At 38.5% G+C, this 17,431-nt stretch carries 18 protein-coding genes, 2 tRNA genes, 1 rRNA gene and 1 pseudogene; 17 read left to right on the top strand and 5 right to left on the bottom strand.

Annotation, left to right across the window (positions count from 1 at the left end; genetic code table 11):
• The 9 genes from rrf to ACIQAA_RS28540 all read left to right on the top strand — a co-directional run.
• A 5S ribosomal RNA gene (gene rrf / locus ACIQAA_RS28580) occupies nt 1-93 on the top strand; the annotation flags it as partial.
• A gap of 72 nt (nt 94-165) precedes the next feature.
• Nucleotides 166-239 (top strand) — tRNA-Met (locus ACIQAA_RS28575).
• A 33-nt stretch (nt 240-272) separates the two neighbouring features.
• Nucleotides 273-349: transfer RNA gene (locus tag ACIQAA_RS28570), tRNA-Asp, on the top strand.
• A gap of 182 nt (nt 350-531) precedes the next feature.
• Complete coding sequence (gene tsaE / locus ACIQAA_RS28565) at nt 532-1,005, top strand: tRNA (adenosine(37)-N6)-threonylcarbamoyltransferase complex ATPase subunit type 1 TsaE (protein WP_402626412.1); 474 nt, start codon at nt 532-534, stop codon at nt 1,003-1,005.
• On the top strand, nt 986-1,693 hold the full coding sequence (tsaB, locus tag ACIQAA_RS28560) for a tRNA (adenosine(37)-N6)-threonylcarbamoyltransferase complex dimerization subunit type 1 TsaB (RefSeq protein ID WP_402626410.1): 708 nt from the start codon (nt 986-988) through the stop codon (nt 1,691-1,693). The genes tsaE and tsaB overlap by 20 nt, the downstream gene beginning before the upstream one ends.
• A gap of 12 nt (nt 1,694-1,705) precedes the next feature.
• The gene (gene rimI, locus ACIQAA_RS28555) at nt 1,706-2,155 is read left to right on the top strand and encodes a ribosomal protein S18-alanine N-acetyltransferase (protein WP_402626408.1); all 450 of its coding nucleotides are present in this window, start codon (nt 1,706-1,708) and stop codon (nt 2,153-2,155) included.
• On the top strand, nt 2,152-3,174 hold the full coding sequence (tsaD, locus tag ACIQAA_RS28550; protein WP_402626406.1) for a tRNA (adenosine(37)-N6)-threonylcarbamoyltransferase complex transferase subunit TsaD: 1,023 nt from the start codon (nt 2,152-2,154) through the stop codon (nt 3,172-3,174). Before rimI ends, tsaD begins: the two co-directional genes overlap by 4 nt.
• A gap of 110 nt (nt 3,175-3,284) precedes the next feature.
• Nucleotides 3,285-3,821, top strand: coding sequence for a hypothetical protein (locus tag ACIQAA_RS28545; protein WP_402626404.1), 537 nt, complete (start codon nt 3,285-3,287; stop codon nt 3,819-3,821).
• A gap of 216 nt (nt 3,822-4,037) precedes the next feature.
• Nucleotides 4,038-4,472: a Gmad2 immunoglobulin-like domain-containing protein gene (locus tag ACIQAA_RS28540; RefSeq protein ID WP_402626402.1), complete on the top strand. Its 435-nt coding sequence runs from the start codon at nt 4,038-4,040 to the stop codon at nt 4,470-4,472.
• A 41-nt stretch (nt 4,473-4,513) separates the two neighbouring features.
• Here ACIQAA_RS28540 and ACIQAA_RS28535 read toward each other — a convergent pair whose 3' ends face one another.
• Complete coding sequence (locus ACIQAA_RS28535) at nt 4,514-6,433, bottom strand: ABC-F family ATP-binding cassette domain-containing protein (protein ID WP_402626400.1); 1,920 nt, start codon at nt 6,431-6,433, stop codon at nt 4,514-4,516.
• A 187-nt stretch (nt 6,434-6,620) separates the two neighbouring features.
• Between ACIQAA_RS28535 and moaC the strand changes: the two genes are divergently transcribed.
• Nucleotides 6,621-7,118 carry a cyclic pyranopterin monophosphate synthase MoaC gene (gene moaC, locus ACIQAA_RS28530; RefSeq protein ID WP_402626399.1) on the top strand — a complete coding sequence of 166 codons (498 nt, stop codon included), beginning with the start codon at nt 6,621-6,623 and terminating at the stop codon, nt 7,116-7,118.
• Nucleotides 7,119-7,149: 31 nt separating this feature from the next.
• Complete coding sequence (locus ACIQAA_RS28525) at nt 7,150-7,803, top strand: redox-sensing transcriptional repressor Rex (protein WP_402626398.1); 654 nt, start codon at nt 7,150-7,152, stop codon at nt 7,801-7,803.
• Nucleotides 7,804-7,853: 50 nt separating this feature from the next.
• On the opposite strand, the gene ACIQAA_RS28520 is transcribed toward ACIQAA_RS28525, so the two are convergent.
• Both ACIQAA_RS28520 and ACIQAA_RS28515 read right to left on the bottom strand, forming a co-directional pair.
• A complete protein-coding gene (locus ACIQAA_RS28520) occupies nt 7,854-8,054 on the bottom strand; it encodes a YdiK family protein (RefSeq protein ID WP_402626396.1) in 201 nt (66 codons plus the stop codon).
• Complete coding sequence (locus ACIQAA_RS28515) at nt 8,051-8,773, bottom strand: CPBP family intramembrane glutamic endopeptidase (protein ID WP_402626394.1); 723 nt, start codon at nt 8,771-8,773, stop codon at nt 8,051-8,053. Before ACIQAA_RS28515 ends, ACIQAA_RS28520 begins: the two co-directional genes overlap by 4 nt.
• Before the next feature lie 281 nt (nt 8,774-9,054).
• On the opposite strand from ACIQAA_RS28515, the gene groES reads away from it, so the two are divergent.
• The 3 genes from groES (at nt 9,055) to ACIQAA_RS28500 (ending at nt 11,442) form a co-directional block, all read left to right on the top strand.
• Nucleotides 9,055-9,342 carry a co-chaperone GroES gene (gene groES / locus ACIQAA_RS28510; protein ID WP_283863119.1) on the top strand — a complete coding sequence of 96 codons (288 nt, stop codon included), beginning with the start codon at nt 9,055-9,057 and terminating at the stop codon, nt 9,340-9,342.
• Nucleotides 9,343-9,394: 52 nt separating this feature from the next.
• Nucleotides 9,395-11,026 (top strand): chaperonin GroEL, encoded by a 1,632-nt coding sequence (groL, locus tag ACIQAA_RS28505; protein ID WP_402626392.1) that lies wholly within the window; start codon nt 9,395-9,397, stop codon nt 11,024-11,026.
• Between the two features lie 194 nt (nt 11,027-11,220).
• Entirely contained in the window at nt 11,221-11,442 is a 222-nt protein-coding gene (locus ACIQAA_RS28500) for an EAL domain-containing protein (protein ID WP_402626418.1), read from the top strand.
• A gap of 352 nt (nt 11,443-11,794) precedes the next feature.
• Here the strand turns inward: ACIQAA_RS28500 and ACIQAA_RS28495 are convergent, their stop codons facing one another.
• The gene (locus tag ACIQAA_RS28495) at nt 11,795-12,022 is read right to left on the bottom strand and encodes a hypothetical protein (protein ID WP_402626390.1); all 228 of its coding nucleotides are present in this window, start codon (nt 12,020-12,022) and stop codon (nt 11,795-11,797) included.
• Between the two features lie 113 nt (nt 12,023-12,135).
• Here ACIQAA_RS28495 and ACIQAA_RS28490 point away from each other — a divergent pair.
• The 3 genes and pseudogenes from ACIQAA_RS28490 to ACIQAA_RS28480 all read left to right on the top strand — a co-directional run bounded on the left by ACIQAA_RS28490 (nt 12,136) and on the right by ACIQAA_RS28480 (nt 15,889).
• Nucleotides 12,136-13,618, top strand: a pseudogene (locus tag ACIQAA_RS28490) (spore germination protein).
• Between the two features lie 16 nt (nt 13,619-13,634).
• Nucleotides 13,635-14,735 carry a GerAB/ArcD/ProY family transporter gene (locus ACIQAA_RS28485; RefSeq protein WP_402626389.1) on the top strand — a complete coding sequence of 367 codons (1,101 nt, stop codon included), beginning with the start codon at nt 13,635-13,637 and terminating at the stop codon, nt 14,733-14,735.
• Nucleotides 14,732-15,889, top strand: a complete 1,158-nt coding sequence (locus tag ACIQAA_RS28480; RefSeq protein ID WP_402626388.1) for a Ger(x)C family spore germination protein — start codon at nt 14,732-14,734, stop codon at nt 15,887-15,889. Before ACIQAA_RS28485 ends, ACIQAA_RS28480 begins: the two co-directional genes overlap by 4 nt.
• 779 nt (nt 15,890-16,668) lie before the next feature.
• On the opposite strand, the gene ACIQAA_RS28475 is transcribed toward ACIQAA_RS28480, so the two are convergent.
• Nucleotides 16,669-17,364 (bottom strand): site-specific integrase, encoded by a 696-nt coding sequence (locus ACIQAA_RS28475; protein ID WP_402626386.1) that lies wholly within the window; start codon nt 17,362-17,364, stop codon nt 16,669-16,671.
• Nucleotides 17,365-17,431: the final 67 nt, after the last annotated feature.

Raw genomic sequence — 17,431 nt, 5'->3', positions numbered from 1 at the left:
CACACCCGTTCCCATACCGAACACGGAAGTTAAGCTTCTCAGCGCCGATGGTAGTTGGGACTTTGTCCCTGTGAGAGTAGGACGTTGCCAGGCTGTATTATTTTAAAATGTGTGCATATATTATTTGTTTAAGCATATAATATATTGGTTCACTAATATTATTGTCGCGGGGTGGAGCAGTCTGGTAGCTCGTCGGGCTCATAACCCGAAGGTCGCAGGTTCAAATCCTGTCCCCGCAATTAAGATTTTCAAGCAAACACTTGAAAAACTTTGGTCTGGTAGTTCAGTTGGTTAGAATGCCTGCCTGTCACGCAGGAGGTCGCGGGTTCGAGTCCCGTCCAGACCGCCAACTATATCTTTTAAAATACGAAACGTTGTTTCGTTTTTTTTATGCCTTTTTGCTTAAAAAGTGAAAGTTAGGTAAAATACATAATGAATGGACATCCTTAGGAGCTATCCTAAGGTTTTTTTTTACAAAAATAAGGTAGAATGTAGATAGCGATAGGCTATGTTAGAATAAAAGGTGATTATATGAATCAGTATGAAAAATATACAAAAGATCCGAGTGAAACGTTCCAGCTGGCTTCTAATCTTGCAGGACTGCTGCAGCCAGGCGATGTTATTTGTCTGGAAGGAGATCTAGGTGCAGGGAAAACCACCTTCACAAAGGGATTAGCGCAGGGACTGGATATTAAGAAAACCGTTAACAGTCCGACCTTTACCATAATAAAAGAGTATAAGGGCAGACTGCCTTTGTATCATATGGATGTATACCGAGTGGCCGATTCCTATGAGGACTTAGGTTTTGATGAATATTTTGATGGTGAAGGGGTAACGGTGGTAGAATGGGCTCATTTAATTGAGGAACAGCTGCCAGAAGAGTTGTTAACCATCTATTTATATCACGAGGGTCCGGAAAAAAGAAAAATGGTGTTTGTTCCGAAAGGGAAAAGATATGAGCAATTATGTAAGGAGATTTTTGTAAATGACCATACTAGCGATTGATACTTCTAATTATCCATTAGGGGTTGCGCTTATAGAAGATAATCAAGTTCTAGGCGAATATATTACCAACTTAAAGAAGAATCATTCTGTGCGTATTATGCCAGCGATTCAGACATTAATGAAGGATTGTGAAAGAGTCCCTGCACAGTTAACTAAAATAGTGGTAGCGAAAGGTCCAGGCTCTTATACAGGTGTTCGAATTGGCGTTACAATCGCCAAAACGATGGCTTGGTCGTTAAAGATACCTTTAGTAGGAGTGTCTAGTCTTGAAATTATCGCTGCTGGGGCAGGGAGATACTTTGATGGCTATATTTCACCCCTTATTGATGCAAGAAGGGGACAAGTCTATACAGGCCTCTATGAATACCAAAGTGGGAAGCTTACAACCGTTAAAGAGGACCTCTTAGTTTTATCAGCAGATTGGGCAGCTTCATTAAAGGAAGTAAACAAACCAATATTATTTGTTGGAAACGACCTGCCGCTTCATCAAGCTGTAATAGAAGATACGTTAGGCACCCAGGCAGTGTTTGCGGCGATTACGGAGCATAATCCACGTCCTTCGGAGCTGGCTTTATTAGGTAAAGATAAACAGGGGGAAGACATACATTCCTTTGTTCCTAACTATATCCGTTTAGCAGAGGCAGAGGCGAAATGGTTAGAGGCAAATGGGAAAATTTTAAAAGGATAGGATTAAAGAAATATGGTAGATTCTTTTGTTTTTCGATATATGAAGGAAGAGGATATCGATCAAATATTAGAGGTTGAACATGCCTCTTTTGCTACACCATGGAGCAGAGAAGCTTTTTATAATGAAATCTATAATAATAAATTTGCAGTTTATATCGTCTTGGAAGAAGACGATAAAATTATTGGATATTGTGGTGCCTGGGTTGTGATCGATGAAGCCCATGTAACCAATGTGGCTATTCTCCCAGAATATAGAGGCAGGCACCTTGGAGAAGCATTGCTTCGCAAAATGATGACTGTGGCGAAGGATATGGGAGCAAGAAGCATGACTCTGGAAGTTCGGGTGACGAACAATGTTGCACAATCTCTTTACCGTAAGTTAGGATTTCAAAATGGCGGCATTCGGAAAAATTATTATACAGATAATCAAGAAGATGCCCTAGTGATGTGGGTGAATATATGATAAAAGATCAGTGGATTATGGGAATAGAAACTAGCTGTGATGAAACAGCTGTTGCAATCATAAAGAATGGCAGGGAGATCGCTGCCAATGTCGTTGCTTCTCAAATTGAAAGTCATAAGCGTTTTGGTGGAGTGGTACCTGAAATTGCCTCCCGTCATCATGTTGAACAGATGACAATGGTTATTGAAGAGGCTTTAAAAGAAGCAAACCTTACACTGCCTGAGTTGGATGCCATTGCGGTAACAGAAGGACCAGGATTAGTTGGAGCCTTGTTAATTGGTGTAAATGCAGCCAAAGCCCTAGCATTTGCCCATAACATTCCACTTGTTCCTGTCCATCATATCGCTGGTCATATTTATGCAAATAGGTTAGTGAAAGAACTTACCTTCCCTCTTCTCTCCTTAGTGGTATCTGGAGGTCATACGGAGCTAGTCTATATGAAGGAACAGGGGCATTTTGAGGTGATTGGTGAAACCAGGGATGACGCGGCCGGTGAAGCCTATGATAAGGTTGCGAGGACCTTAAAACTGCCGTATCCTGGTGGACCGCATATCGACAGGCTTGCTCAAGAGGGAAGCGATACGCTGAATTTGCCCAGAGCTTGGCTAGAAGAAGGATCCTATGATTTTAGCTTTAGCGGGTTAAAATCTGCGGTTATTAATACTGTCCACAATGCTGAGCAGCGTGGTGAAACCATCGCACCTGAAGATCTTGCAGCAAGTTTTCAGGAAAGTGTCATCGAAGTATTGGTGAAAAAGACAGTAAAAGCAACCGAGGAATATAAGGTTAAGCAGGTGCTCTTAGCTGGTGGTGTTGCAGCGAATAAAGGTCTTAGGAAGGCATTAGAAGAAGCCTTTTCAGGTAAAACTGAAATTGACTTGGTGATTCCTCCTTTAAACTTGTGTACGGATAATGCAGCGATGATTGCTGCTGCCGGAAGCATTATGTTTGAAAAAGGTATTCGAGCAGACCTTTCATTAAATGCAAACCCTGGTTTAGACATTGAATTATACAATTAGTTTGAAGTCCTTCTGTTAAGAAGGGCTTTTTTTGTTGGAGAATTGGGTAACAAACAAGAATGAATTGTTACGATAAAGTAGAGGTAAGGAAAATAGGGGAACAATCAAGGATGAATTGTTACGATAAAGTAGAGGCAAGGAAAATAGGGGAACAATCAAAGGTGAATTGTTACGATAAAGTAGAGGCAATGAAAATAGGGGAACAATTAAAGGTGAATTGTTACGATAAATTGGAGGCAAAGAAAATAGAGGAACAATTAAAGGTGAATTGTTACGATAAAGTAGAGGCAAAGAAAATAGGGGAACAATCAAAGGTGAATTGTTACGATAAAGTAGAGGCAAAGAAAATAGGGGAACAATCAAAGGTGAATTGTTACGATAAATTAGAGGCAAAGAAAATAAGGGAACAATCAAGGATGAATTGTTACGATAAAGTAGAGGCAAAGAAAATAGGGGAACAATTAAGGGTGGGTTGTGACCGAAAGAGCTGTGTCGAAGAAAATCCAGCCAGATTAAAGGTGAATCGAATATTCCACACTTTATGGCGTGAACAACATACCTTTTTTGTGGATAACTTTTTTCAGAAAAATGTGCATTGTACGAATTATGTGGGTAAGTCACCATTATTATGTGGACAATGTGGATAAGTAGAGCTTTTTCTGTGGATAATGTGGAAAAGTAGCCAGAGGGTTGTAGAACTAAGTTTTAATATGTGTATAAACTTGTGGAAAAGGAATTCTGGGAAATAAATTTAAGAGTTTTCCGCGAATTTTGTCGACTTTTAAGTTAATTTGTAGAGTTCTCATCTTCGGTGATTAGTGAATATAGTAAATAAAAAAGAATGTTCGAAAGTGGGGATAGAGATGAAAAGAAAAATCATATTAGGGATCGTCATCGTTCTCTTCTTTGGATTAACTGCCTGCAGTGTAGATATTAATATATCAACAGATGATAAGAAACCAGACGTGATTGATAATGGAAATAATCAAGAAGAGGGAGACAATAAACAGTACGAAAACGATGCCTTTAAAGAAGTAACGGTTTCAAAATCGAATGGTAAGGTAATGGTGAAGGGAAAGGCAAGGGTGTTTGAAGGTGTTTTTCAATATGCAGTTATATCTGGAACGGAGATTTTATTAGAAGACCATTATCAAACAGATGGTGCCCCTGCATGGGGAAGCTTTGAAATAACGATCGAAATGGAGCTTTTGACAAAAGAAGAAGTGTCAATCGAGCTATTTGTCTATTCCGCAAAGGATGGTTCGAAAACAGACATATTAACCATTCCGTTAAAATAGTAAAAAGGGGCTTGGATATCAACATCCAAGCCCCCATTTTATTATTCTGCAAGTTCAGCCCATTCGTCCATTAACTGTTCGAGCTCAGACTTTGCCTTTTCATTTTTTAAATTTATTTCCAGCACTTTCTCATGGTCCTGGAATATTTCAGGCTCACATAACTTTTCATCGTTATCCTGGATGATTGACTCCAACTCTTCTATACGTAATTCTATTTCTTCTAATTTTCTCTTACGCTGACGCTCAAGCTTTTTACTTTCTTTATCCTGATGGTAGGAATTTTTATCTTGAACTTCGGATGATGTCTGTTTTTTTACAACGTTCGCACTCTCTAAAGCCTTGAGTTCCTCTTCCTCCAGCTTTTTCTCTAAGTAATAGTCATAGTCACCTAGATATTCTGTGCTGCTGTTTTTGCTAAGCTCCAAAACCTTGGTGGCTATTCTGTTAATAAAGTATCGATCGTGAGATACAAAAATAATCGTCCCAGGGTAGTCGACTAGTGCATTTTCAAGTACCTCTTTACTGTCGAGATCTAGATGGTTCGTAGGCTCGTCCAATATTAAAACATTTGCCTTCTCCAGCATTAATTTGGCCAGTGCCAATCTTGCTTTTTCACCGCCGCTTAATGTTGAAACGATTTTTAATACATCGTCTCCTGAAAACAGGAAGTTACCTAAGACGGTCCGTATTTCTTTTTCACTTTTTAAAGGCCAATCATCCCAAAGTTCATTAAGAACGCGCTTATTCGAGGTCAACTCTGCCTGTTCCTGGTCATAATACCCAATTGCTAGATTTGCACCATATTGAATAGTGCCAGCTAGTGCAGGCAGTTTTTTGATGATGGTTTTTAAAAGAGTAGACTTTCCAATTCCGTTTGGACCAACTAAGGCAATGCTTTCACCTCGATATGCCCGCAACGAAATATTCTCAGATACATTTTGTCCATCATAACCAACTGCTAAGGAGTCCACTGTCAGTACATCATTTCCGGTTTGTTTCTCAATTTCAAAGGAGAAGGTGGCAGATTTCTCATCCCCTAATGGACGGTCCATCAAATCCATTTTCTCAAGTTTTTTACGCCGGCTCTGAGCTCGTTTCGTCGTAGACGCACGGGCTAGGTTGCGCTGGATAAAATCTTGAAGATTAGCAACCTCCTGCTGCTGCTTCTCATATAGCTTTAAATCGCGTTCATAATTGGCAGCTTTTTGGTCTAGATATGCACTATAGTTTCCAATGAATTTTTGAATTTGCTTACGTGAAACTTCATAAACCTGCGTTACGACTTTATCTAGAAAATAACGGTCATGGGACACAATTAAGATCGCCCCATCATAGCCTTGTAAATACTGTTCGAGCCAAGATAAAGTATCAATATCAAGATGGTTGGTAGGCTCGTCCAGGATTAAAATATCTGGCTTGGTTAAAAGTAGTTTCCCCAAGGCAAGGCGCGTTTTCTGTCCGCCGCTTAAGGAAGAGATCATGACCGCACTATCGTGGAAATTCAATCCGTGCAGGATGGAGCGAATATCTGCTTCATACTGATAACCGCCCTGCTCTTTAAATTTCACTTGCAGCTGATCGTACTCATTTAGGATTCTCTCGTATCTGCTAGTGTCCTCAATAGCAGCAGGATCTGACATTTGAACCTCGAGGTGTCGAATTGCTGCTTCCATACTTCTCAGTTCGTCGAAAACTGTCAGCATTTCATCCCAGATCGACAAATTCGACTCTAGTCCTGTATTCTGGGCTAAATAACCAATGCTTACTCCCTTTGGCTTAATGATTTCTCCGCCATCATGTGACAAATGCCCAGCAATAATTTTTAATAATGTCGATTTCCCTGCACCGTTTCGCCCGACAAGTGCAACACGGTCCCGAGTTTGTAATTCTAGTTTTATATTCGATAAAATTAGGTCTGCACCATAGTATTTTGCTAGTTGATTAACTTGTAATAATATCATTGCTTTTCACCTCTATTACTAAAATAAGTGTACCTTATTCCAACAATGCAGGCAATAAAGTGTCTTAGTGTTGGAGAAAATAAGAAAATATCTCGAAAGAAAGAAATGTAAATTTTTCATCATTCGTTCAAAGTTTCACAGACAAATTGTTAAAAATATAGTATGATTTTGTGGGAGGATATTGTTTATGTCTGAATTTACTCATTTTAACGAAGAAGGAAGAGCGAAAATGGTGGACGTTAGTGATAAGCCAGAAAGTGCTCGTACGGCACTTGCTCATTCCAGCATTACGGTTAGTAAAGAAATATATGAAAAAATAACAAATAATGAAATGAAAAAGGGCGATGTTCTTGCAGTAGCACAAGTTGCTGCCGTGATGGGGGCAAAGAAAACCTGGGACTTAATCCCGATGTGCCATCCTATACCTTTGACGGGGGTAAATATATCCTTCTCCTGGGAAAAAGAACATGATACGGCTTTTACATTAAATATTGCAGCTTCTGTCAAAACAAAAGGAAATACAGGTGTTGAAATGGAAGCGTTAACAGCTGCGTCCACTTGTGCTTTAACTGTTTATGATATGTGTAAAGCAGTGGATAAAGGTATGGTCATTGGAAAAACCTATCTGGTTGAAAAAACCGGCGGGAAAAATGGGGATTTCCACCGAACAGAACAAGTTAGATAAATGAACAACTATTTATGAGGGGTGGGAGAATATGAGTAATGAAACAATGAAAATACCACAAGCGACAGCAAAACGGCTGCCCTTATATTATCGATTTTTAAAGAATCTGCATTCTTCCGGTAAACAGAGGGTTTCGTCTGCGGAATTAAGTGAGGCAGTGAAGGTGGATTCGGCAACGATTCGCCGGGATTTTTCTTATTTTGGTGCCTTAGGGAAAAAGGGATATGGCTACAATGTCAACTACCTATTAACGTTCTTTCGGAAAACACTAGATCAAGATGAATTAACAAAAGTAGCGTTAATTGGTGTAGGAAATCTTGGAACCGCCTTTCTAAACTATAACTTTTTAAAAAATAATAATACAAAAATTGAATGTGCTTTTGATGTTGATCCGAACAAAATGGGAACAACGATCCGAGATGTGCCTGTGTTTCATATGGATGAGCTCGAGAAGGTTTTAAGCAATGATGAAATCCATGTTGCCATCCTGACCGTACCTGCACCAGTGGCTCAGCTGATTACGGATCGACTCGTACAATCTAATATTAAGGCGATATTGAATTTCACGCCTGCAAGGTTAAATGTTCCTTCATCTATTCGCGTTCATCATATCGACTTGGCTGTTGAATTACAATCACTTATTTACTTCCTGAAGCACTACCCTACAGAGGAAATAGAAGAATAAAAACAAAAAAGACCTTTTCACAAGTAAAGTGAAAAGGCTTTTTAATGATCCTACTTTTTTATTTTGTCTTTATATCTATTGTAAAAGAAAATCATTCTTAAACCAGATCCGAAGTCAAAGGTGGCAAGTAAAACGAGCAGGTAACTGAAGAACCCCCATCCGTTTTGGGTGACATCTTCAACTGCAAAATAAGTAAATAAGCAGCCAAGTACAATATAAATGATTCCGGAAAACAAGGGTGATCGTCTCATAGAAAGCCTCCGATAAAGTTTTGAATACCTTCTGCCTCACGAATAATTTTATCAATGTCATCTTTATAAACGGACTGTATGACGACAACTAATGTATTCATCGCAACATGGGCAAAAATCGGTACAAGGATATGTTTTGTTTTTACATAGAGAAATGCAAAAGTGAAGCCCATTGCAGAATAGAGAAGCACATGATGCGGTTCCATATGGGCTAAGGCGAAAATAACCGAGCTGATTAACGCTGAGAAGAAAAAGTTAAACCGTTTATGGAGAGTGCCGAAAATAATTTTTCGAAAAACAATTTCCTCTAATATTGGGCCAATTACTGAACTGACTAAGATGGCAAGTGGAAAGGATTCAATGATGTTGAGAATTTGCTGTGTGTTTTCTGAGCCCATTTCAACCCCGATCAGCCGTTCAATATTCGCAGCGAGAGCTTGGGCAAATAAGGCTAGGAAGACACCAAATACAGCCCAGATGGCAGCAAAGCCAAAGGAACTGCCTCTTTCATTCAACCCTGGTTTCTTTATTTCTCTTCGTAATAAGAAAAGAATAATAACCAGAGCAAGGGTGAAGCTGAAAATTAACCAATAGGGGACAACGAGCCCTTGATTTATTCCTAAGTAGCCAAATAGGAACATCAGTCCTGGAATTCCCACTAGGCTTGATAACTGCATGGCTATATAGACAATTAAAATAATCCAATATTCCCTTTTCAAATTAATAAATCTCCTTTAAGCAGCTAATGAAAATATTTTACCCTATTCTTCATTGTACTAATAAAAGCAAGGTTGTTTCAATTTTTAAGGTTATCGGAAAAACTATGTATATTCCCACGTGTAAATCACATACTTGTAAGGTTGCAAAAAATAATAAAAAATTGCTGCTTCATACTTGCAAAATTTTTTTCCATTTATTATTATAAGAATTGTGTTAGCACTCAAGTTAAGAGAGTGCTAATAAGTCAGAATTACATATCTATTTGAGGAGGTTGTTTGATTTGTTAAGACCACTAGGTGATCGTATTGTCATTGAGCTTGTCGAATCAGAAGAAAAAACTGCAAGCGGTATCGTGTTACCAGACTCAGCTAAGGAAAAGCCTCAAGAAGGAAAAGTTGTTGCCGTAGGTACAGGCCGAGTGCTTGAAAGCGGCGAACGTGTTGCTCTTGAAGTTTCTGTAGGCGATCGTATTATCTTCTCAAAATACTCTGGTACAGAAGTGAAGTTTGAAGGAAACGAATATTTAATTTTACGCGAAAACGATATCCTTGCTGTAGTTGGACAATAAGGATTTTTTAAAACAATATTGAGTTTAAAAAATACGAGGAGGTTTTTTGAACATGGCTAAAGAAATTAAGTTTAGTGAAGATGCACGCCGCGCAATGCTTCGTGGTGTAGACGCATTGGCAGATACAGTAAAAGTAACTCTTGGACCAAAAGGACGTAACGTGGTTCTTGAGAAGAAATTCGGTTCACCGCTTATTACAAATGATGGTGTAACAATCGCGAAGGAAATCGAATTAGAAGACGCTTTTGAAAACATGGGTGCTAAGCTTGTTGCTGAAGTAGCTAGCAAAACAAACGATGTTGCTGGGGACGGAACAACAACTGCAACTGTTCTTGCTCAAGCTATGATTCGTGAAGGATTAAAGAACGTTACAGCTGGTGCTAACCCAATGGGTATCCGTAAAGGGATTGAAAAGGCAGTTACTGTAGCAGTTGAGGGCTTAAAAGCGATTTCTAAGCCTATCGAAGGCAAAGAGTCTATCGCACAAGTTGCTGCTATTTCTTCAGATGATAAAGAAGTAGGTCAATTAATTGCAGAAGCGATGGAGCGCGTTGGTAACGACGGCGTTATCACAATCGAAGAATCTAAAGGCTTCACAACTGAATTAGACGTTGTTGAAGGTATGCAATTTGACCGCGGATATACATCTGCTTACATGGTAACAAACACAGATAAAATGGAAGCTGTTTTAGAAAATCCATATATCTTAATCACAGACAAAAAAATCTCAAGCATTCAGGAAATCCTTCCTGTCCTTGAGCAAGTAGTACAACAAGGCAAACCATTATTGTTAATCGCTGAAGATATCGAAGGAGAAGCACTTTCTACTTTAGTATTGAACAAACTTCGCGGAACATTCAATGCAGTTGCTGTTAAAGCTCCTGGCTTTGGTGACCGTCGTAAGGCAATGCTTGAAGATATCGCTGCATTAACTGGCGGTGAAGTAATCACTGAAGAGCTTGGCCGTGAATTGAAAACTACTACAATCACATCTTTAGGACGCGCTTCTAAGGTTGTTGTAACAAAAGAAAATACAACAATCGTTGAGGGTGCTGGTGCAACTGAAGAGATCCAATCTCGAGTTAACCAAATCCGTGTTCAATTAGAAGAAACTACTTCTGAATTTGACCGTGAAAAATTACAAGAGCGCTTAGCTAAATTAGCTGGCGGTGTAGCAGTAATCAAAGTTGGTGCTGCGACCGAAACAGAATTAAAAGAGCGCAAACTTCGTATCGAAGACGCTTTAAACGCAACTCGTGCTGCGGTTGAAGAAGGTATCGTATCCGGTGGTGGTGTTGCCCTTCTTAACGTATACAACAAGATTGCAGAAATCCAAGCAGAAGGCGACGTACAAACTGGTGTAAATATCGTATTACGTGCGATCGAAGAGCCAGTACGTACAATCGCTCACAACGCTGGTCTTGAAGGATCTGTAATTGTTGACCGCTTAAAGCGCGAAGAAGTTGGAACAGGCTTCAACGCTGCTAGCGGTGAGTGGGTAAACATGATCGAAGCTGGTATCGTTGACCCAACTAAAGTAACTCGTTCTGCACTTCAAAACGCTGCATCTGTTGCGGCTATGTTCTTAACAACTGAAGCAGTTGTTGCTGACAAGCCAGAACCAGCAGGTCAAGGCGGCATGCCTGATATGAGCGGTATGGGTGGAATGGGCGGCATGATGTAATCTGCCCCTCAAACACTAGATATAAAATGATTTGTTAGTAAGGTGAGAGTGAAATACTAACATTTTGCTAACATTGAGGAATATTAACGGAGGCTTCTCATAAGTTGACCAAACTTATGGGGAGCTTCTTTTTTCATTTCTTGCCCTACATGAAGATAGGCGTTTTTGGTTATTTGACTACTCAAAATTAACTTATTCGCCATATTTGCTGTCAGTCTGACAATGTGGGAATTACATCAGCGATGATTAAAATGAGGCAAATTCTTCTTATGGAAGTGGTTGCTGAAGGGATTGAAACCCTAGAAGAACTAGAATTCCTCCGTGAGAATCAATGTCATAAGGTGCAAGGGTTCCTTTTCGGAGGGCTTTATACATTTAAAGAGGTTGAGCGGGATTTTGAGAAGTTTCGTGAGTGACGGTTTCGGTCGAGGTCCGATTTTTTATTTCCTAAGCTTTTGAAAGGAACCTAAGGCTATAAAAGCATAGGTTCCTTTTTTTGCCCTTTTCAAATTAGTTTTGGTAATGGAGAGCTGGGGTCTGGAGTATTTGGATTTAATCGTAAACTAATGAATATCCAAGTGTTTCTTAACCGTATCACACAGCTTTGTCCGTTCTTCCTCGGGCAACAATGTAGTAATAGACACCATTTTCTTCCTTGCTGCTTCCGTTTATCTGGATTTGTTCAAGGTTGTGCCGCGTTTTGGAATAGTTTGCCTAAATTTCTTTCATTTCCTCAAACGTTAAATTTGTTTTTACATTCTCGCCAATTTACTCTAATATGCTTTCATAGTTTATACGAAAGCCAATATAGGCAAGTGTGGTAAAAATCAAAGAATCCATTTCTAAGCCATCTGAATCAGTAATACGTAAAAATTGTGCTAGCTCCTCTTTCTCTAAAAATTTTATTTCTTCTTCTTTACTTTCAATCTCTTCAACCTTTATTTGATACTTTGGCCGGTTTATTAGTAAACGTGGAAGTAGACGTTGTTGTTCCACGACAAATAACCGAATTTTCCGCATAAAAAGGAAGAACAGTGCTCATACTACATTTGTCCATGCTTACCCTACAAACGTAAAAACTTTAACTTAGTAAAGGAGGCTTATCATCGATGTCCTCTAATGGAGAAGATAAGCTGCGTTTAAAGGAATATTTAAAAGATGCATTTCGTGACGATGCTGATTTCGTTTCAAGAGATATACCCGTTTTGAAGGGAAAAGCTGAAGTAAATGTTATTTACATAGAAAATTTAATTGAAAATGAAATGATTAACAAATTTGTAATCGAAAGGTTGCAGGACAGAAACTCGGAGGAAAGTGTTCTAACTTCAGCCGAGTTAATGGATATGATTAAATCCAGAGTTCTCTCTGTAGCGAAAGTCTATACTTCAGACGAAAAAGATCACCTCGTACAAGCTATCCTTACAGGTCATGTTGCATTAACAAGTAACGATACAGATTTTGCTTTAGTTATACCATTACTAAAGCGTGAAGTAGGTGAAAAATCAGAAACAGAGCCCTCCATACAGAGTGGAAATGAAGCATTTACAACAGATATTAATAAAAATTTTAACCTGTTAAGAATGAGATTGCCTTCCCCAAACTTAATGTTTAGACAGATGGAGTTAGGAAGGACTTCCCATACGAAAGTAAGAATCGTTTGGGTAAAAAACGTAGCCAATCCCCAAATAATCGAAGAGATATGCAGTAGATTAGACCGGATCGACATCGATATCGTCCATTCGATATCCGTCATAATTGAACTAATCGAAGATAGCCCTTTATCGATTTGGCCCCAATATAAGCTGACCGAACGAATTGATGTAACCACCGCTAATTTGGCTGAGGGACGTGTAGCCATACTATGCGATAACTTCTCCTTTGTTATCATTGTACCTTTATTGGTAATTTCAGACACCCGACGATTATTCGCAAAAATGGATATTCAGTTCGATCATGAGAATTATGCGATATTGCGCTTTTTTTCTTTCTTCCACATTGTCTTCCCTGTATGTGTCGTTTGTAGCCTATAATCATTCTATTATGCCCCCGGCTATTGCCATTCGTATATCTGCGGGAAGAATGGAGGTCCCTTTCCCTTCCGTCATTGAGGTGCTGCTCATGACCTTCATTATTGATTTGCTTAAAGAAATAGGGATAAGGATGCCTAGAGGTTTGGGTCAGAACATCGGTATCCTTGGGGCCGTCGTTATAGGCCAGTCGGCTGTGGAAGCGGGTTATGTCAGCCCTGTCGTGATTATCATTGTTGCGATCTCTGCCATTTCTGGCTTTGCGCTGCCGTCGATAAACCTTACAAATGTGTCAAGAGTAATCAATTACTTTTTAATATTATTAGCGACTTTTTTGGGACTTTTTGGTGTCATTCTCGGCATTCTTTTTTTGCAGTGGAGATGGGTTACCCTACGCTCTTTCGGCATTCCGATTTCCCATCCTTTGGATGTCGGTGAATTTAGCCTGATGAAGGACCTGTTGATAAGGTCTCCGCTGTGGAAATTGAGAACCCGCCCTAGATTATTGTCCGGAAACGAAACGAGGATGGGGGATAGTACCAGAAAGCCAGGTCCCAAAAAATAAAGGGGGGTCAGGGAACGTGCTGCAAAAGCAAAGGATTTCGAGTCTACAGGCCATATATCTTACCTTCGCAAGCGCTTATGGCGGAGTTGTTTTTTATCATTCCTACATTACTAGTTTGGCAGGAAGAAGTGCGTGGATTGCGGAGTTCGTAAGCGGGTTTATTAATATTGCCTTTGCCCTATGGATATTGAGTGTTGCAAAGAAATATCCGGGAAAAAACATATTCCATATACTTGAGATGTTTGCCGGAAAATTGATCAGTACGATTTTCAGTATAGCTTATGTTGGATTAAACATAGTCCTATCGGCTTTGCTGTTAATGTTGTGCGGAGGGCTGGTCAAGACCCTTGTTTTGCCAAATACACCGATGTGGGTAACAATTTTTCTGATGATTTTACTGTCATTTTTAATCGCAGGAAGTGGAATTGAGAATTTAGCGAGGTTAAGCGCAACTTTGGAGATTGTTTTGCTCGGTATATTTTTTACCCTTGTTATTGGTGTAATAACCCAATTCGATACTTCAAACATCTTCCCTATGTTAGACAGTGACGTTCCATCATTTCTAAAGGCTGTCTTATTGGCAGGAGGAGGGCATTCTGAAGTTATTTTATTCATGTTCATTATGGTTGAATCTTTGTATCAACCTGGCAAGCAATTTTTTTCACTTACTGTAGGGTTACTGGTATCTGTCGTATTAATGCCAGGAGCCGTATCTTTTTTAATCTCAGCCGCTATTTCTCCGGAAGAGGCTTCCAGAATTTCGTTTGCAGGTGTAAATGTAGCTTTTTCAATAACGATTGGAAAATTCATTCAAGGAGTAGAAATTTTTTTATTAATTACTTATGTTATCATCACCGTATTGAAGCTATCCGGAAATTTCTACAGCAGCTGGGTAGCTTCAGAATCCATCATAAAAAGAAGTTCCAAGGTTTTTATCGTCATCATTACGATTACTACATTCATATTAACTTTGAATATATGCTCATTTAACCAAGCATATTACAATTACATACTCGTAATTCAATATTGTGTTTATCCATTCTACATCGTTATCCTGTGTACAGTTTCCTTCTTGATGTTTTCAAAAGGAAAAAAGGCGGTATCAACGAAAACATGAAATATTCAAAATGTATACGACTCATTATAAGTATTGTCATTCTGACTGCATGCACCGGATGCTGGGATTACATGGAGTATGAAAGCATAGCTTTAGTGCATGCAATCGGTATCGATATTGATAAAAACGGGGAATTTCTTTTGTCTTGCGAGATCATAAGGACACAAAAACAAGATAAGGGAGGAGGAGAGTCCAAGGAAGTGATCCTAGGAAAGGGAAAAACAATGCTGGAAGCTTTCAGTAATCTGCAAACCATGGTGTCGGAAGAATTGTTCTTAGGATATGCTGCAGCAGTCATTATTAGCGAAGATGCGGCAAAGCAGCAACTGAAAAATATCATAGATTATTTATTTATTACTCCAAGTATAAGAGAGTCCGTATTTTTGGTCTTTACAAAGGAGAAACCGGAAAAGATTTTGAATATGTCAGTCGGGAAAACAGGGCTGTTGATTGGGGAAGCGTTTAAAGATTTTTTTAAGGTTACTTCTCGTGTAGGCGTTTCATTTCCGATCAGGTTAAGAGAATTTAATAAGATGCTGATGACAGAAGGAGTAGAGCCTATCGCCCCATTAATCAAAACAAATAGAGACGGAGACGAAAAGCTTCAGTTGTCGGATATGGTTGTTTTTAAAGGCTACAATCTGGTAGGCGTGCTTAATGGGAACGAAAGTAAAGGATTGGCGCGAATTGTAAATAAAAATATACAAGAAATATTACCTGTATCCATAACGGTACCTGACACTGGAGCTTCAGTAGCCGCTGTATTCAGACTTCAAGAAGATAAATTGAAAATAAAAATTAAGACGGGCCATAAGGTACCCGAAGTATTTATTTCGACGAAAGTCAATGCTACGATGCTCCAATTCGGCGGTAATACCGGAGCCATCACACAGGAGATTCTCAACGCATGCGAAAAGGATCTGGAAGGCAAGGTGGAAAAAGAACTTGAAGCCACAATAACAAAAGCCCAAAAAGAATTTAAATCCGACTTTTTGGGAATAGGGTTAAATTTTTATCAACAGCATCGTAAAGAATGGAGAGGTAAATTTAAACCAGAATGGGATGAAGTTTTTCCAGAAGTTCCTTTTCATGTTGATGTAAAAATAAGAATACTCAATTCAGGAACCAAAGTTATTCCATTAAGCGAACAATAATCGATTTGTTTACCTAGAAGAAAAGGATATTAAAGCTCTTTTAACGTTAAAGGAGGCATTAAATGAAGATCGAATAATAAAATATTTATCTAAAAAATGAGATAAGTTAATTCTCGATAATTAATTCTTAAAGTAGCGGGAATTTTGTAATTAGGGCAATGGTACATTAGCCTTGATCTCTTGTGGAGGTAATTAAACTGATTTCAGAGGGGAATTTTACTCTAAAAGAAAAGAGACGTATTAAAAAATACTACTAAATATACCTTTACCATCTATATTTGATAAAATGTTCTCCCAATATTGAAACTTTAATCATAATTTAATTAAGCACACATTCTGATCACAAAAGATATATAATGGTTTACATCTAATTTTAAAATAAACAAGAAAGTCAGTTTTATCAGTGTTTTTTAATAATTACCTTGTTTCGTTTTTCCTCCTATTAATAAATAAATTAAGGAGCGTATGAAATACGTTTTAAAAGGTGATTTTCACCGAAAAGGGTAAGGAAAGGCACCTTACCCAATGCTCATAATTTTGCTCATAGTCTTTTTTTCTTTTGTTTAAAAATATTTTATTATTAAGATGAAAAACCTATTATAACGGTAATTTTATTACTACATTTTCTTCTATTTTATTTCTTGATGAATGGGCGGTATGATGTAATAAGGGGTTAAAAACCTTGTTATATTAACGTCTAAAACGATAATATAATTTTCTTGTCCTCGGATTTGTCCTCGTTTTCTATAAAACATCGAATCCATGACAAAAAAAGCTAACTATAGGAGAAGGTCTTTCATCAGTTTACTAAACTGTTGGGAGGCCTTTTCTTCCATATTGGCGGTCATATGAGCATAGATATTCATTGTAGTATTAATATCCGTATGTCCTAGCCGCTGTTGTATCTCTTTAATACCAACTCCGGCTTCAATCAATAATGAAGTGTGGGTATGTCTAAATGAGTGTGGAGTAATGTTCTTTTCTATTTCTGCTTTTTTCAGAAGCCTTTTAAGCCGGGTCTCAACAACTTTTCTTAGTTGTGGATGTCCGTCCTCTCGAGCGAAAATAAATCCGTTATCCTGGTAAACAAGTCTGTTTTTTAATTTAATTTCATTTTGTTTAAGCCGATGCTTCTTTAACATGTTGATCAGCATTTCATCAATCCTGATTGTTCGGACAGAGCCCTTTGTCTTTGGCGTTAAAAGCTGATATTTTTCAAAATGATTATTGGGGTTATAAAGAGTTTTAGTAACTCGAATAGTACCTTGCTTTTCATTAAAATCCCCCCATTTTAAGGACAATAATTCACCTATTCTTAATCCGGTATAGGAAAGTACCGTGAAGACAAGATGATCCATTTCAAGCCCGTCTGTATAGGCTAATTTAAGAAAATGGGCAAGCTCTTCTTTTTCAAGAAAAACAATCTCCTCTTCTGCTTTCTCCAGCTCCTCAACACTTTGCTGCTTTTTAGGCATTTTGAAATCCTCGGTAGGATTATTTCTTATTAATCCTTGAGTTAATGCTTTCCGAAAAATCATTCTT

This window comes from Neobacillus sp. NPDC093182 (assembly GCF_044754045.1).
This window is presented reverse-complemented; position numbering and strand designations above follow the sequence as displayed.

Coding starts and splice junctions, on each gene's coding strand:
- tsaE (WP_402626412.1), top strand. CDS start 532: ATGAATCAGTATGAAAAATATACAAAAGATCCGAGTGAAACGTTCCAG.
- moaC (WP_402626399.1), top strand. CDS start 6,621: ATGTCTGAATTTACTCATTTTAACGAAGAAGGAAGAGCGAAAATGGTG.
- ACIQAA_RS28480 (WP_402626388.1), top strand. CDS start 14,732: ATGAAATATTCAAAATGTATACGACTCATTATAAGTATTGTCATTCTG.
- ACIQAA_RS28535 (WP_402626400.1), bottom strand. CDS start 6,433: ATGATATTATTACAAGTTAATCAACTAGCAAAATACTATGGTGCAGAC.
- tsaD (WP_402626406.1), top strand. CDS start 2,152: ATGATAAAAGATCAGTGGATTATGGGAATAGAAACTAGCTGTGATGAA.
- rimI (WP_402626408.1), top strand. CDS start 1,706: ATGGTAGATTCTTTTGTTTTTCGATATATGAAGGAAGAGGATATCGAT.
- ACIQAA_RS28525 (WP_402626398.1), top strand. CDS start 7,150: ATGAGTAATGAAACAATGAAAATACCACAAGCGACAGCAAAACGGCTG.
- tsaB (WP_402626410.1), top strand. CDS start 986: ATGACCATACTAGCGATTGATACTTCTAATTATCCATTAGGGGTTGCG.
- ACIQAA_RS28475 (WP_402626386.1), bottom strand. CDS start 17,364: ATGCCTAAAAAGCAGCAAAGTGTTGAGGAGCTGGAGAAAGCAGAAGAG.
- ACIQAA_RS28545 (WP_402626404.1), top strand. CDS start 3,285: ATGAATTGTTACGATAAAGTAGAGGCAAGGAAAATAGGGGAACAATCA.
- ACIQAA_RS28540 (WP_402626402.1), top strand. CDS start 4,038: ATGAAAAGAAAAATCATATTAGGGATCGTCATCGTTCTCTTCTTTGGA.
- groL (WP_402626392.1), top strand. CDS start 9,395: ATGGCTAAAGAAATTAAGTTTAGTGAAGATGCACGCCGCGCAATGCTT.
- ACIQAA_RS28520 (WP_402626396.1), bottom strand. CDS start 8,054: ATGAGACGATCACCCTTGTTTTCCGGAATCATTTATATTGTACTTGGC.